Below are 13921 nucleotides of genomic sequence, written 5' to 3' on the forward strand. Positions count from 1 at the left end.
GCCTCCCCCGCCTCCCGCCCGGATACTGGTCCCCATGGGCTCATCCGCACCGGGCGGGAAGCCCGTGGGGAGGTGTGCGGTGCCGCGGCGGCCTACGGCGAAGTCCCTCACCCCCGCGCAGCGGCGGGCGGTCCTGGCGTCCGATCCCGCGACGGGGGAGCTGGCCGGGAGCCCGGCGACGGGTGCCTCGCTGCGGGACAGGGGCCTGGCCGTGGCGTACGGCGCGGCGGGCAGGTACTACCTGACCGAGGCGGGGCGGGCGGTGCGCGAGGAGCTGTACGAGGAGTCGCGCCAGGGGTCGGTTCCGGCCGCGTCCGGTCCCCCGGCCGCTCCCGCCGGGCAGGCCGGGGCGGCGGGTTCCGGCGCGTTCGCCGCGGCGACCGGTGACGGACCGCCGCGGGAAGAGGCCTCCGGGCAGCGCGCCGCCGCCGTGGCCCGGGCCTGGGCCGGGGTGCTGGAGATACGCCGTGTCACGGACGGCTCCGCCGGCACCGGTCCGGGTGTACCGGCGCCCTGGGAGCGGACGCGGATGGTCTGGGCGGTGTCCCTGGCCCTGGAGGCCGCGGGAGTACCGCCGTCGGCGGTGGACGCGGGCGGACGCCGGGTCAGGGCGGGGTACCGCGTCCTCGACTCCGGCGAACCGGGCACGGTACGTGTGGAATGGCGGGGCCCCACCGCCTCCGCCGGACGCGAGCGGGCCGAACGGGAGCTGAGGACGTGTGCGGAGCGTCTGACCGGGTGCGGCTGGGAGGCGTTGCTCTACTGGGGGGCTCGCCGTACCCCTTTCCTTCTGGTCACACCCGGCGGGCCGTGAAGTTCCGGGCGGCGCCTCGCCCTTCCGGGCCTGCGGAGGGCCGTGCCGGGGGCCGTGCCGGGGACGCGGTCAGCGCACCGGGGCGGAGACCGGATCCCCCTGTCCGGCGAACGCGTCGGCCCGGACATTGGGCGTGGGGCTGCCGGTCACGCGGTAGCGGCCGTTGGGCAGGTCGTCGCAGACGGTGACGCGGACGGTGAGCGGGCCGGCCCACTCGTATCCCTTCCGCTCCCCGTGGCGCGCCAGGCTGTCCGCCAGGAGCTGGCCTATCTGGCCGCCGCGCCGCGCCAGTTTCCCGTGCACCGCGGCGGAGAGCTCGACCTCGTAGGCGTTGGGAACCACCACACGGCTGTGGCTGCACACCACGGCGTGGTCGTCGCACTCGCGCCGCAGGGCGCCGAGGAGCTCGACCGGTTCCCTGCGGAGCATCCTGACCAGCAGCGAGTGCTCCCAGCTCTCGACCTTGCGTTCCCATCGGTTCAGAGTTCCCATGACGGATCGCGTGCCCGGGGCGGATCGCCACATGCGCACCCGAATGGCCGGATCCTTCCGGTTTCGCGTTTCCGCGCGGATGCCCCCCGCACACACGGCGAACGGCGCCCTTCGGCCCGCGGTGACCGCACGGCGGGACCGGGAACGGGGATCAGGGGCGGGGACCGCAGACGGAACCGCGGGACGGAGGGGGTGGGCCGCGGAACGAGGCAAGGCCGCCGCTTCACGGGGAAGCGGCGGCCTTGTCCCGGCACGGATCACCCGGCGGTTCGGCCGGCCGGCTCGCGCCGGTACCGGGGCGGGGCCCTGCGGGGTTCCCGTCCCGCGGTGGCCGCGTCTCACGCGGCGCGCTCGTCCTCGCGCGGGGCGGCGGACCGCGACGCCCCGCCCGCCGGGAGGTCCGGTACGGCCCGCAGGTGGCGTTCGCGCGGGGTTTCGGCGGGCTCCGGGTCGACCTCGCCCAGCATGCGCTCCTCGTACCGCCCCAGGGCGAGCATCACGCACAGCAGCAGGGGAGGTATCACAAAGGCGGTGACAGCCACGGGGGACTCCTTCGGGAAGGAATGGGATCGGCTCTTCTCCGCGTTGCCTCCCTCACCGGACGGAAACCCCCTAAGATCCCTTTCGGGGCATTCGGGTGGTCCGTGCCGGCCGTCCCAGCCGGCCGTCACAGCCATCCGTTGCGGCGGAAGGCCCGGTACAGGAAGCCGGAGGCGGCGGCCATCGCGGCCACGGCCAGCGGATAGCCGAAGTCCCATTCCAGTTCGGGCATGTGCTCGAAGTTCATGCCGTACAGGCCGGCGACCATGGTGGGGATCGCGAGGATCGCCGCCCATGCCGAGATGCGGCGCATGTCGTCGTTCTGCCAGGTGCCCACCCTGGCCAGGTGGGCGTCGAGCGCGGAGTTGAGCAGCTCGTCCAGGGACCGGACCTCGGTGTCGGTACGGTCCAGGTGGTCGGCCACGTCCCGGAAGTAGGGCAGCACCTCCTGCGGCCACCGCGACCGGGACTCGGCGGCGAACTCCTGCGCCACCGGGACCAGGGGGCGGACGGCGTCGCGGAACTCCAGAACCTCGCGCTTGAGCGAGTAGATCTCCTCGGTGAGGTCGTCGCGGGACGGGGAGAAGACGCAGCGCTCCAGCCGGGTGAGGTCGGTGCGCACCTTTTCGGCGGCGTCGCCGTAGGCGTCCACCACCACGTCCAGGACGGCGTGCAGCACCGAGACGGGGCCGAAGCGCAGCGTCGCCGGGTCGGCGGCCAGCCGGCGGGCGGCCTCGGCGGCCGGGTCGGCCGGCCCGTGACGGACGGTCATCACGAAGCGGGGGCCGAGGAAGACCATCACCTCCCCCGTCTCCACCTCTCCCGCCTCCGCGCCCGGCCCCTTCCCGACGTACCACAGCGTCCTCAGCGCCACCGCGTGCACATCGCCGTACCGCTCGTGCTTGGGACGCTGGCGCGCGTGGACCGCGTCCTCGACCGCCAGCGGGTGCAGCCCCAGCTCTGCGGTCAGCTCGGCCACCTCACGCCCGGTGGGAGAGTCCAGGCGCACCCAGCCGAACTCCCCCTCGCCCAGATCGCGCAGGTGCTTGAGCACCGTACGCCCCGCCTCGTCGGGCCGCTCGCAGCCGACCTGCCGGGCCGTGCCGTCCTCTTCCCGGTAAATCACGCACTCCATGTCACACGGATGCTTCACCTGTCCCGTTCCATGCGTGACCGCCCCATGGCTCCGGTACCCGCGCCGCCTCGCCGGCACTGCCCAAGGCCGCCGCGATGCGGGCGGCCGAGGTGCCCGGGCCGGTCGGCCCGTGAGGGAGGCGCGGCGGCCCTCCCACCGGACGGCGCAGCTCGGACTCCGTGTAGCGGCGGCATCCCTGATGCCAGACGAGGATGCCGGCCATCCAGTGCTGGAGCTCCCGCGCGTAACCGGTGAGCGTGGCGCGGACCTCGGCGTCGAGGGCGAGATCCGCGAACATCCGGGGCAGTTCGGTGGAGACGACGCGCTCGAACTCGCGCATCCGGGAGTCGGCCAGATCCCCGACGATCTTCAGGGCCTCGGCGGTGCCGCAGTCGAGGAAGTTCCGCACGACGAACACGCAGTTGTGGATCTCACCCTCGAACTCGACCTCCTTCCGGTAGGAGAAAAGGTCGTTGAGCAGGCCCGCGTAGTCCCCCGCCGCGTGTTCCATCGCCATGACCGGACGGGCCCGGTAGATCTCGGCCGGCACCGTTCTGCCGTGGGAGAGCCTGGACAGGCTCATCGTGAACTCCGCGCCGAACGTCTTCCTGCGCATCTCGACGTAGTCGACCGGGTCCGGGACGCGGTGCGCCGCCTGGTTGGCGAGCTCCCACAGCCAGCTGCCGGTCATCTCCTCGATGGTGCCGCGGAAGGCGCGGCGGGCGTCCACCGCCATCGGGCCCGTCGTGCGGGCCCACAGGTCGGCCAGGCCCCGTTCCAGCGCGTTCGACGGTGCCGGGACGTCACCGGAATCCAGCGGCATGAAGGACGACAGGCGCGCAGTGCACACCTTGGCGCCCGCCATGTCGCCGGTGCGTCCGAAGACGACCGGGTAGTAGTCGTCACCGTAGGTGCCCCAGGTGAGCCAGCCCGTGGTCAGGTCCAGTTGCGCGGGCGAGGCGTCGGGGTGGATCCCGGCCGAGCAGAGGGCGAAATCGAAGGCCCGCAGCTTGTGCTCGTCCCAGATGCCGGAGAAGGGGACACCGGGCACGGCGTCCAGCATCCCCATCCGGTTTGCCCAGTCCACGACGTTCTCGCGGGAGGCGTCCAGGTGAGGGCTGAGCCGGGCGGTGTACGGCATGCGCAGCTTCGGGACGCGCACCGGCCCGACCCTCTCGTACGGGGGGTGCGCATGGCTTCTGAGTCTGGCCGGCAGGGTCGAGGCCACCGAGGCCGCGATGCGGGCGGCCGAGGTGCCCGGGCCGGTGGGCCCGTGAGGGAGACCCGCCCCGCCCGGCAGGGGGGCGCCGCGCCCGCCGGCCGGGCCGTCGTTCATGTAGCGGCTGGAGCGCATGTGCCACTCGTGGCCGCCCGCCTGCCAGTCCTGGAGGCCCTTGGCGTACGCGAGCACGTCGGCGCAGGACGAGTGGTCCAGGCCGTGTTCGGCGAACAGCGGCGGCAGTTCGGTGAGAACCGTGTGCTCGAACTGGTGGAGCCGGGAGGTGATCAGGTCGTTGACGGCGTCGGCGGCCTGCTGGGTGCCGACGCCGAGGAACGTCTCGAAGACCAGGACACCGTTGGAGAGTTCACCCTCCTCCTCGACCTCACGCTGGTAGGAGAAGAGGTCGTTGCGCAAGTGCACCGCGTCCGAGAAGGCGTCCCTGAGCACCCGGAGCGGGCGGCTCTCCGCGACCGCCTCGGGCACCTCGGCTCCCGCCGCGAACTCCACCAGACCCGCCGACCAGGGAGCGCCGCCGACCTTGCGGCGCATCTCGATGTACTCCAGGGGGTTGGCGATCCGCCCCTCGCTGATGTTGGCCAGTTCCCACATGCTCTCCTCGAGCAGATGGCGGGTGGCCTGCGCGAACCGGTGGCGCCAGCCGTCCGACATGGCCGGGACCGTACGGGTCCACAGGTCGGCCAGACCCCGCTCCACCGCGTTCTCCGGCGCGCCGGGGGCGTCGGCGCCCCGGGCCGTTCCGCCGGGGTCGGCCGGCATGAAGGCCCGCAGCCTCTCCAGGTACTCGCCGGCACCCGCGATGTCCCGGTCGCGCTTGAATCTCTCCAGGAAGTGGTCGTCGAAGAAGAACACCCACACGTACCAGTCGGTCACCGTGGCCAGCCGGTCGGCGGACGCGTCCGGGTGGGTGTAGGCGCACAGCAGGGCGTAGTCGTGGGAGTCGTAGTCGTCCTCGTCCCAGATCCCGGAGCCCTCGATCATCCCCATCCGCCGGGCCCACTGCTTGGAGTGCGCCCTGGCCGGCTCCAGGTGGGGGTTCAGCCGCGCCGGATACGGCTCGTAGAAGTCCGGCAGTTCGAAGGGCCGCGACACGCGCGCCTCACTCTCCTCGTGTCGTCCCGACCGCCCATCACTCCCCTTCGCGGGCGATCTCGACGTTCTCCAGGACGCCGAGCGCGTCGGGCACGAGCACCGCGGCGGAGTAGTAGGCCGTGACGAGGTAGGAGATGATCGCCTTCTCGTCGATGCCCATGAACCTCACCGACAGGCCGGGCTCGTACTCGTCGGGGATCCCGGTCTGGTGCAGACCGATGACGCCCTGGTCGTCCTCCCCCGTACGCATGACGATGACGGAGCTGGTGCGCTCCCTGGTGACGGGGATCTTGTTGCACGGCAGGATCGGCACGCCCCGCCAGGCCGGGACATGGTTGCCCATCAGGTCGACGTGGTCGGGGTAGAGGCCGCGGGCGTTCATCTCGCGGCCGATGGCGGCGATGGTGCGCGGGTGGGCCAGAAGGAATTTCGAGCCACGGCGACGGCTGAGCAGTTCGTCCAGGTCGTCCGGGGTCGGCGGTCCGGAGTGGGTCTGGATCCGCTGGCTGTACTCGGCGTTGTGCAGCAGGCCGAACTCGGGGTTGTTGATCAGCTCGTGTTCCTGGCGCTCGCGCAGGGCCTCGACGGTGAGCCGCAACTGCTGCTCGGTCTGGTTCATCGGCTTGTTGTAGAGGTCCGCCACGCGGGTGTGGACCCGCAGCACGGTCTGGGCGACGCTGAGTTCGTACTCTCGCGGACGGAGCTCGTAGTCCACGAACGTGCCGGGCAGTTCGGGCTCTCCGCTGTGGCCGGACGCCACCGCGATCTCGGCCTCGCCCCGTTCGTTCTGCCGCTGCCGGGGAAGGGCTGCGAACTGCGCGACATGGTCCCGCAGAGCGGGCGAGCTCTCCATGACGGAGGTGAACTCCCGCCGCTGGAGGGCGAGGAGAGTGCCGCCGGTGACGGCCTTGGCGGTGTACTCCCAGACCGCCTCGCCGTCGAGCAGACTCTGCTCGCCGAAGCGGTCCCCGTCGCCGAGCACGCCCAGACGGGTGGGCTCGCCGTACGGGCCGCTGCCGGTCTTCTGCACCTTGCCGTGCGCGATCAGATAGATGTGGTCGGCCGCGCCGCCCTCCTCCGCGAGCACCTCGCCCGCCTCGAAGTCGCGCTGGACGAAGCGGTTGGCCAGGGCCGTCAGCACGCCCACGTCCCCGAAGCCGCGCAGTACCGCGAGTTCGCCCAGCTCCCGCGGGATGACCTGGACTCGTGAGCCGGTCTTCACGAACTCGATGCGGCCGTCACCGACCGTGTAGGTCAGCCGACGGTTGACACGGTAGACACCGCCCTCGGTCTGCACCCAGGGGAGCACCTTGAGCAGCCAGCGTGAGGTGATGCCCTGCATCTGGGGTACGGACTTGGTGGTGGTGGCGAGGTTCCGCGCGGCGGCGGTGCCGAGGCTGAGGCTCTGGTCCTGCTGCGCTTCACCGGCTGCTTCTACCGACATCGGCCGTGTCTCCTTCGGGTGGACGTGCGCGGGTGGGACATGCGGCGAGAGCCCGGCTACCGGGCGTGGGGCGCGGGGTCCTCGGCGGTCGAGCAGCACGCTAGGCGGGCGCCGGGGGCCGGGACCATGGCGGTCCGGTCCTTCCCACACCATCGGATGCTCTTGATCGCCGGATGTTTATCGATCTTGGCTCCGGGGCGGCGGTCCCGCCCCAGCCAGGTTCCCCGGCCCGTTCCCGGTACCCTCCGCCGCGACGGGCGGTGCACCACCGGTCTTCGTGCGCCCGGACGGGGGGAGACCGGGGGCCGGGACCGGGGAGAGCGCGGAGCGCTTAGCGCGCGCGGCCAGGCGCGTACGCGCCTGGCCGCGCGCGCTAAGCGCTCCGTCCGCTTCCGGGCGTTCCGGGGCCGGACGCGTCCGCCGTCTCCCCCGCCGGCGCCGGCAGCCCCATCGGGTTGGGGAACCGCAGCGCCGCGGCGCTCGCGCGGGCCATGGGACCAAGCAGCCGGCGCAGCCGGTTCACCGTCGCCTCGTCCAGCCCCTGCCAGGGACGTGCGGCGGCACGGTCGGTCGCCTCCTCGACGGCGCGGTGGACCAGCCGTCCCTCGGGTGTCGCCCTGCCGCCGGCCCCCAGCAGGCCGCGGGCGGCCAGCCGGCGTTCCGCGGCCCGCCACTCGTCGTCGCTCCAGCCCCGGTAGGGCTGGAGTTCGCCACGGGGGAGGTCGATGCCCGCCCGCAGGACGAGGATCTCGCAGCCGTCGAATCCCGCGGCGACCAGGGCCGCGACATGGCCGTCGCCTCGGTGTTCGCGCAGTACGGTCGCCGCGTGCCACAGTCGCTCCACCGGGTCCGGCGGAACGGGCAGCGCCCGGTTGGCCGCGGCCAGCACCCGCCCGGCGCAGTCCAGCTCCCGGACCACGGGCAGCAGGAGACCGGCCGCCTCCTCCACCTCACGGCCGTGCCCGGACAGCAGGCGCCGCAGCGCCGCACCCGCCCCGGTCCGCCGCGCGTCGAGGGCCCGCTCGGGCGTCACCGCCGCCCAGAGGCCGGGCAGGGCCCGGGCGACCATGGCCGGGGCGAAGCCGAAGAACGCGGCCGTGACCGGTTCCGGCCCGGTCTCCCCCAGCGGCGCGGCGCGCCCGGCGAAGTAACCGCGCCAGAAACCGCGCAGCCCCGCGTCCTCGAACGCCTCCCGGGCCTCCGGCGCGAAGTAGGTCACCGCGTGGAGCGGTTCGAGCAGGGCCCACAGTGCGCGTGCGGTGTGCGACGGGTCCTCCACGTCCTCTCCCCCTCCCCTTCTCCTCGACGGCTCACCAGCTGTTGCTTCCCACCCGGCGGCCGGTTCATCCGGTACAGGAGTGTCCCGTTCCGCCTTGCCGGGCAGGGATCCTGAGCCAATGTCACGGTTGCCCGGCATAGGCGCCCCGCCTCCGGAAGAACGACCGCACTCGCGTGATCGAACGTCTGGTCAGGTCACATGATCGTGGCTACGCTCCTGCGTGGTCACCGGCTCCCCGGCGGCCGCGGCGGCCCCGTGCCCTGCTCGGGCGCCGCACCCGAGCACGTACCCGAACACCTGAACACCTGCGAGGAAGAGGAATCGGCGGGCGTCCGACCGCCCCCGGTTCAACGCGCGTCGACCGGCGTCGTCACCCGACGGTCCGGTCGGCCGGACCGTCCCCCGGCCGGACCCCACCGGTCCGCCGCGGGAGTTCGATCAGCGACTCGTGCCGGTTTCGATCGCCGGCGCCCGGGAGGCTGTGTGAGGCACGACAGCGGCAGGAACGGAAAGAGCGGCGGGAAGGTCCCGGACGACGGGATGGAGGCGGTGTTCACGGAAGTGGACGCGATCCGCCGGGAGCTGCCGGACCGCTCGTCGTTCCGCGAGAGGGACACGCTCAAGATCCTGGCTGAACGGATCGAGGGATCCCCGGAACTGTCCCGCAGACCCGTGGTGCGGGCCTTCCTGGAGGACATCGGCTCCTTCACCCCCGGCGACCGGCTGGACGCCGTCAAGGGCCATGTCAACGGCCGCCGCGACAACCACATCTTCTCCCTCTTCGACGCCTCCTACTTCCCGAAGCTGTCGCTGGACTACCTCACCTACGAGGAACTGCCCGCCGACCCCCACCTGGCCGAGCGCTACGCCAGCCCGACGGCCCCGGTCGTCATCACCGGGCGGTCGCAGGGCTTCACCTCGCGCGTGGTGGTGGCGCTCTTCCCGGAGAACCACATCGACGGCCTCCAGCGGCCGGACGACCTGATCTTCTACTTCATCGACAAGTTCGTCGAACGGCACAACCGCATCACGCGGAAGATGATCGACGCGGTGATGGCCGAGGACAGCTTCCCGCGCATCCAGGGCGCGCCGGACGAGCGGATACGGCAGGCCTCGTCCTGGTGGGTGCGGCTGCACGAATACCACCACCGGCAGGGCGACATGCCCATCCCCGAGTTCCTCCCGGCCAAGAAGTACAAGCCGCTGGCGGGACTGGAGGAGCTGCGCGTGGACGTCTCCGCCATGCTGGCCCTGCTCGGCGACCGCGCGCTGCCGCGCGAGGAGGCGCACACCGCCTACGAGTACATCCTGGCGGAGCGGCTGCTGCGCTACGCCGTGGAGGGCATCCCGCGCCCCAACTACGACGCCGTGGCGTCCCAGCTGCTCTTCGGCTATCTGAGCGAGCACGGCGGCATCCGCGTCAGGGACGGGGTGATCGAGCTCGGCGCGGCGGTCCCCACGGCCCTGGCCGAGTTCCTCGGCGAGATCCAGCGCATCGAGGCCGCGATCCACCGGGAACCGGTGGAGGCCGTCCGGGGACGGCTGCTGGAGTTCACCAACCGGTACACCGACTACGACCCGGTGGCCCGGGACTACCGGTACGTGCCGTTCTTCGCCGAGGTCAAGGAACGGCTGGGCGTCTAGGCCCGCTCCCGCCCCGGCCCGCGGCCCGGCTTCCCCGGCCTGCCCCTGCGGTGGGGGCCCTGCGCCGTCCGTGTCCGAGCACCCCCTCCCGCGCACCACCCGTACACCTGCGCACACCACCCGTCGGACCCCCTGGAGTGATCGTGACCATTGCCCCGGAGTTCTCGCCCGCCGACCGCGACATGCTCGACGAACGGATCGAGGAGGAGATCGACAAGGCGCGCCTGCGGCGCGCGGACAACGGCTTCTTCGGCGCCGCGCGGAGCGTCGAGGCCGTCAGCCCACAGGCCGGACTCGCCGTCGCCCAGTGGTGGCGCGCGATGACCAAGGGCTTCATGTTCACCACTCTGGCCGGACTGGGGGTGATGGCCCGCTCCTTCGCGGGCGAGAACCCCTCGCGCGAGGTCCTGGGCGCCTTCCAGACGGTGTACCAGGTCATCGGCGACGACCTGGACAACGCCGCCCCGGAGTTCCGGGCGGTGGCGCCGCGCGGACCGGCCGGCATCCACTACGTGTGGTGGGAGGACACCGTCATCGCCCCGCTGCTGCCGCACGTGTCCGAGGAGGAGCGGCGGGCCGCCGCCGAACTCCCCGCCCCCGTGAAGGACCTGCTGGAGAACATGGACCGCCTGGCGGCCTCGCCGCTGGGCGCGGCGGTGCAGCTGAGGGTCGTGGAGACCATCGCCCTGGACATCGCGGTGGGTTTCCGCCGCATGTACGCCAAGGTCCTGGCCGGCGGCGAGCAGGTCTTCACCGACAAGGAGCAGTTCGCCTGGATCGACGCCCACATCAAGGCGGAGACCGTCCACGCCCAGCAGGTCAGCGACGACGAGACCGGTATGACGAGCCTGGTCGACGACGGCGCGCGGGCGGCCGAGTTCGTGGAGCTGGTCACCGAGTACGCGGGCAACTGGTCCCGCGCGCTGGAGTGCTTCGGGGACCGTCTGGCCCAGCAGGCCTGATCCCTCCGGAGAGGGAGATCGCGCCGTGCCGGTCCTCCCCGGCGGGGAGGACCGGCACGGCGCCCGGCAGCAGCCAACCTTCCGGCCCGGGAGTGGTGCATGGAGATCGTGGACAGATACGGCCTGTCGCTCGCCCTGATCGAGCCGCACGAGCTGGCCGCCGAGCCCTGGACCCCGGCGGTCGGGCGGACCGCGGGCGTGGACGTGGTCAGGATGGAGCGCCCGCCCGCCGGGCTGTGGGACGAACTGGCCGGGCGGGGCTTCCTGCGCAAGCCCGCCACCGTCACCTGGGTGGCCGAGCTGGGCGGTGGTGAGGAGGAGTTCCTGGCCCGGCTGGACACCAAGGCTCGGCAGGACGTACGGCGCGCCTGCCGCCGAGCGGAGGCGGCCGGGCTGCGCGAGGTGGTCGAGGAGCCGGTGTCGGAGCGGACCCTGGAGGCGTTCCTCGCCCTCTACGAGGAGCGTGTGGCCCGGATGCGCTTCGGCGTCCCCTTCGCCCTCGGGTACCGGGACGCGGTGCTGCACGGACCGGAGAAGTTCTGCGGGGTCTTCGCGTACGCCGGGGACGACTTGGCCGGGGGCTGCCTGGTGCTGGAGCTGCCCGGGAGGGACGCCGCGGTGGTGCGCTTCTCCGCGGTCAGCGCCGAGTGGCGCAGGCACAGCCTGGCCCGCGTCCTGTACTTCTCCGCGATGCGCGTCGCGCGGGCCAAGGGCTACACCCGGGTGACGCTGGGGAACGAGCCGAACCTGCTGGGCCACCTCACCCAGCCGGGTCTGTTCCACTTCAAGACCGGTATGGGCTTCACCGCCGTTCCCTCCCAGGAGTTCGGCGACCCGGACGGCCATGACGAGGCGGATCTGGTGCTCTCCCTGCGCACCCTGGGCGATCCCACCCTCGTGCTGGCCTACGCCGGTCCCGGCGCGGACCCGACGCGCCCGCTGGCGGCGCGCCTGATCAGCGACTCCCCGGTCTCCACCGCGCCGTACCGGGCGCCGTTCCTGGCAGAGGTGACCCGGTCCGCCCCCCGTCCCGGAAGGCGGACCGGTGCCTGAACCGATGCCGCCGGGGCGTGTCGTGAAAGTCCCGTCCGCGGGGCGGAGGACGCTGCTCCCGGAACACGCCCTAGGCCACGGGTACGGCGCGGGAGGTCACCCGGTCCGGGTCTCCGCCGAGCACGGACTCGCGCACCAGTGCGTTGATCTCGTGCGGCGTGCCGAGCGGTATCTCTCCCGCCTCGTCCAGGCGGCGCGTCTGCTCGTCGGTGAGCGCGATGTCGAGCGCCGCGAGGTAGTCCTCGAGCTGGGCGGTGCTGCGCGGGCCGATGACGGGGACGAGCGCGGTGGTGGAGCGCGCGGCGCGGGCCCGCAGCCAGGCGAGCGCGATCCGGGCGGGCGGGGTGCCCGCCTCGTCGGCCACCTCCCGTACGGCGTCGACGACGGCCGCGATCCGGTCGGTGTCGTTCCGGGGGTGGCGGCGGTTCTCGTCGCTGACCCAGCCGGCCTCGGTGCGGCGGTACTTGCCGGTCAGCAGTCCGCCGCCCAGCGGCGACCACAGGGCGGCCCCGAGACCGAGCCCCTCGGCCATGGGCAGCAGTTCGCGCTCGGCGGTGCGGTTGAGCAGGTTGTACTCGGTCTGGATGCCGATGACCGGCGACCAGCCGCGCAGTTCGGCGATGGTCACGGCGCGGGAGGTCCGCCAGGCGGGGAAGTTCGACAGCCCGGCGTAGAGGATCTTGCCGCTGCGCACCAGGTGGTCGACGGCGGCCAGGATCTCCTCGGTGGGGGTGAGGGTGTCGGGGAAGTGCGCCCAGTACAGGTCGATGTGGTCGGTGTTCAGGCGGCGCAGGCTGCCCTCGACCGAGCGGATCATGTTCTTGCGGCTGTTGCCGGTGTCGGAGATCCCCGGGTTCCGGGAGTCTCCGCCGCTGTACTTCGAGGCCAGGACGAAGTGGTCGCGGTCGGCGGCGAGGAACTCGCCCAGCAGGCGTTCGGCCTGGCCGAAGTGGTAGCAGTCGGCGGTGTCGATCAGGGTGCCGCCGGCCTCGGCGAAGCGCTCGAAGATCTTGCGGGCCTCCTCCCGGTCGGCGCCGTCGCCCCGTCTGCTCCACATCAGATCGGCGCCGCCGGCGTTCTCGCCGTAGGCGGCGCCGAAGTTGGCGGTCCCCAGGGCGAATTCCGAGACCCGCAGCCCGGTGTTCCGTCCGAAGGTCGTGTAGCGCATGGTTCTCCCGGTGCTCGGTGTCGTACGGCCGGTGCTCCGGCCGGCGGCCGAAGCGGGGTTCGGCGGTCCGCCGTCAGGCGGAGGGGCCCTCCTGGACCTTCCGCTCCACCCAGTCGTAGACGCCGGCCAGCACCTGCCGGTGCTGTTCCGCGCCCAGGACGCTCAGAAAACCGGGAACGGGATTTACCTCGAGAATCATGTAACCGCCCTCGTGCGGAAGTACGTCGAGCCCCGAGAGAGTCATTCCCAGAACCCGGGTGGCGCGGACCGACAGATCGACCAGTTCGTCCGGCGCGTCAATCCGCTCGAAACTCGCGCCCTCCAGTGTCTTGCAGCGCCAGGACCCTGCCGGAGGGAGCTTCAGCATGTTTATCGGCGTGGTATCCCCTGCCACGCTTATGCGGTATTCGCCGCCCTCCGTCGGGTAGTACGGCTGGCAGAGCACGGTGGAGAAGCGTGCCAGCAGATCCTCCGCCACCTCTTTCTGAGAACCGAAATCACGGATGCGCTCGACATCCTGCCCCCGGTATCCGTAGGAGGGCTTGAGGATGATGTCGCCCCATTCCTCGAAGGCGGTCTCCACATCCGCGAGCGACGCCGCCGAGCGCACCGGCGGGACGGGCAGTCCGGCGGCGGCCAGTTTCTGCGCCATGAGGAACTTGCTGTAGCCCGTCAGCCATACGTCCACAGGGTCGAACAGCATCGGACCTGGGACGTTGCTCAGCATGGCCAGACGCTCGACCCGGTCGCGCCAGTCGTCCCCGTAGAGCTTCGAGCGGTTGATCACCGCGTCGAAGGAAGCGGCCGGCTCCCCCTTCAAAGTCAGCTCCACCCCCTCCGGGCCGGGGTGGTACGCGATTTCCTCGAGCGTGAAGAAGGAGGTGTCGTGACCGCGCTCCCGCCCGTATTCCACCAGACTCGTTCCATCGGGGTCGATCCCGGAATAGTCCCATCCGAGCAGGCCAATCTTCACGGTGCCTCCAGAAGCGCTCTCGTACGCTGCAGACAGTGTCGGACGCACGGCGCAGCCTGACCTTGCCACTTCCCATCTGTCAAGG

At 72.0% G+C, this 13921-nt stretch carries 12 protein-coding genes; 4 read left to right on the forward strand and 8 right to left on the reverse strand.

What is annotated here, in order from left to right:
- Nucleotides 1-79: 79 nt before the first annotated feature.
- Complete coding sequence (locus L7D48_RS29390) at nt 80-814, forward strand: hypothetical protein (protein WP_308312217.1); 735 nt, start codon at nt 80-82, stop codon at nt 812-814.
- A 69-nt stretch (nt 815-883) separates the two neighbouring features.
- Here L7D48_RS29390 and L7D48_RS04360 read toward each other — a convergent pair whose 3' ends face one another.
- From L7D48_RS04360 to L7D48_RS04385, 6 genes are all read right to left on the reverse strand, one after another.
- Nucleotides 884-1306, reverse strand: a complete 423-nt coding sequence (locus L7D48_RS04360) for a DUF3662 domain-containing protein (protein ID WP_237877543.1) — start codon at nt 1304-1306, stop codon at nt 884-886.
- 338 nt (nt 1307-1644) lie between these two features.
- On the reverse strand, nt 1645-1848 hold the full coding sequence (locus tag L7D48_RS04365) for a hypothetical protein (RefSeq protein WP_237877544.1): 204 nt from the start codon (nt 1846-1848) through the stop codon (nt 1645-1647).
- A 125-nt stretch (nt 1849-1973) separates the two neighbouring features.
- The gene (locus L7D48_RS04370) at nt 1974-2981 is read right to left on the reverse strand and encodes a magnesium and cobalt transport protein CorA (protein ID WP_237877545.1); all 1008 of its coding nucleotides are present in this window, start codon (nt 2979-2981) and stop codon (nt 1974-1976) included.
- A 1-nt stretch (nt 2982) separates the two neighbouring features.
- On the reverse strand, nt 2983-5313 hold the full coding sequence (locus tag L7D48_RS04375; protein WP_237877546.1) for a germacradienol/geosmin synthase: 2331 nt from the start codon (nt 5311-5313) through the stop codon (nt 2983-2985).
- A gap of 37 nt (nt 5314-5350) precedes the next feature.
- Nucleotides 5351-6757, reverse strand: a complete 1407-nt coding sequence (locus L7D48_RS04380) for a family 2B encapsulin nanocompartment shell protein (protein ID WP_237877547.1) — start codon at nt 6755-6757, stop codon at nt 5351-5353.
- 373 nt (nt 6758-7130) lie between these two features.
- Nucleotides 7131-8036: a hypothetical protein gene (locus tag L7D48_RS04385; RefSeq protein WP_237877548.1), complete on the reverse strand. Its 906-nt coding sequence runs from the start codon at nt 8034-8036 to the stop codon at nt 7131-7133.
- 483 nt (nt 8037-8519) lie between these two features.
- Here L7D48_RS04385 and L7D48_RS04390 point away from each other — a divergent pair, with 483 nt between their 5' ends.
- The 3 genes from L7D48_RS04390 to L7D48_RS04400 all read left to right on the forward strand — a co-directional run bounded on the left by L7D48_RS04390 (nt 8520) and on the right by L7D48_RS04400 (nt 11695).
- Entirely contained in the window at nt 8520-9680 is a 1161-nt protein-coding gene (locus tag L7D48_RS04390; RefSeq protein WP_237877549.1) for a DUF6421 family protein, read from the forward strand.
- Nucleotides 9681-9823: 143 nt separating this feature from the next.
- Nucleotides 9824-10642, forward strand: coding sequence for a DUF6202 family protein (locus L7D48_RS04395; protein WP_237877550.1), 819 nt, complete (start codon nt 9824-9826; stop codon nt 10640-10642).
- A 99-nt stretch (nt 10643-10741) separates the two neighbouring features.
- Entirely contained in the window at nt 10742-11695 is a 954-nt protein-coding gene (locus tag L7D48_RS04400; RefSeq protein ID WP_237877551.1) for a GNAT family N-acetyltransferase, read from the forward strand.
- Nucleotides 11696-11765: 70 nt separating this feature from the next.
- Here L7D48_RS04400 and L7D48_RS04405 read toward each other — a convergent pair whose 3' ends face one another.
- Nucleotides 11766-12863, reverse strand: a complete 1098-nt coding sequence (locus tag L7D48_RS04405; RefSeq protein ID WP_237877552.1) for an aldo/keto reductase — start codon at nt 12861-12863, stop codon at nt 11766-11768.
- Nucleotides 12864-12936: 73 nt separating this feature from the next.
- A complete protein-coding gene (locus L7D48_RS29395) occupies nt 12937-13836 on the reverse strand; it encodes a RimK family alpha-L-glutamate ligase (RefSeq protein ID WP_237877553.1) in 900 nt (299 codons plus the stop codon).
- Nucleotides 13837-13921: the final 85 nt, after the last annotated feature.

The sequence above is a fragment of the Streptomyces sp. ICN903 genome, assembly GCF_022015835.1.
Classification (GTDB): domain Bacteria; phylum Actinomycetota; class Actinomycetes; order Streptomycetales; family Streptomycetaceae; genus Streptomyces; species Streptomyces fenghuangensis.

Coding starts and splice junctions, on each gene's coding strand:
- L7D48_RS04380 (WP_237877547.1), bottom strand. CDS start 6,757: ATGTCGGTAGAAGCAGCCGGTGAAGCGCAGCAGGACCAGAGCCTCAGC.
- L7D48_RS04370 (WP_237877545.1), bottom strand. CDS start 2,981: ATGGAGTGCGTGATTTACCGGGAAGAGGACGGCACGGCCCGGCAGGTC.
- L7D48_RS04360 (WP_237877543.1), bottom strand. CDS start 1,306: ATGGGAACTCTGAACCGATGGGAACGCAAGGTCGAGAGCTGGGAGCAC.
- L7D48_RS04405 (WP_237877552.1), bottom strand. CDS start 12,863: ATGCGCTACACGACCTTCGGACGGAACACCGGGCTGCGGGTCTCGGAA.
- L7D48_RS04400 (WP_237877551.1), top strand. CDS start 10,742: ATGGAGATCGTGGACAGATACGGCCTGTCGCTCGCCCTGATCGAGCCG.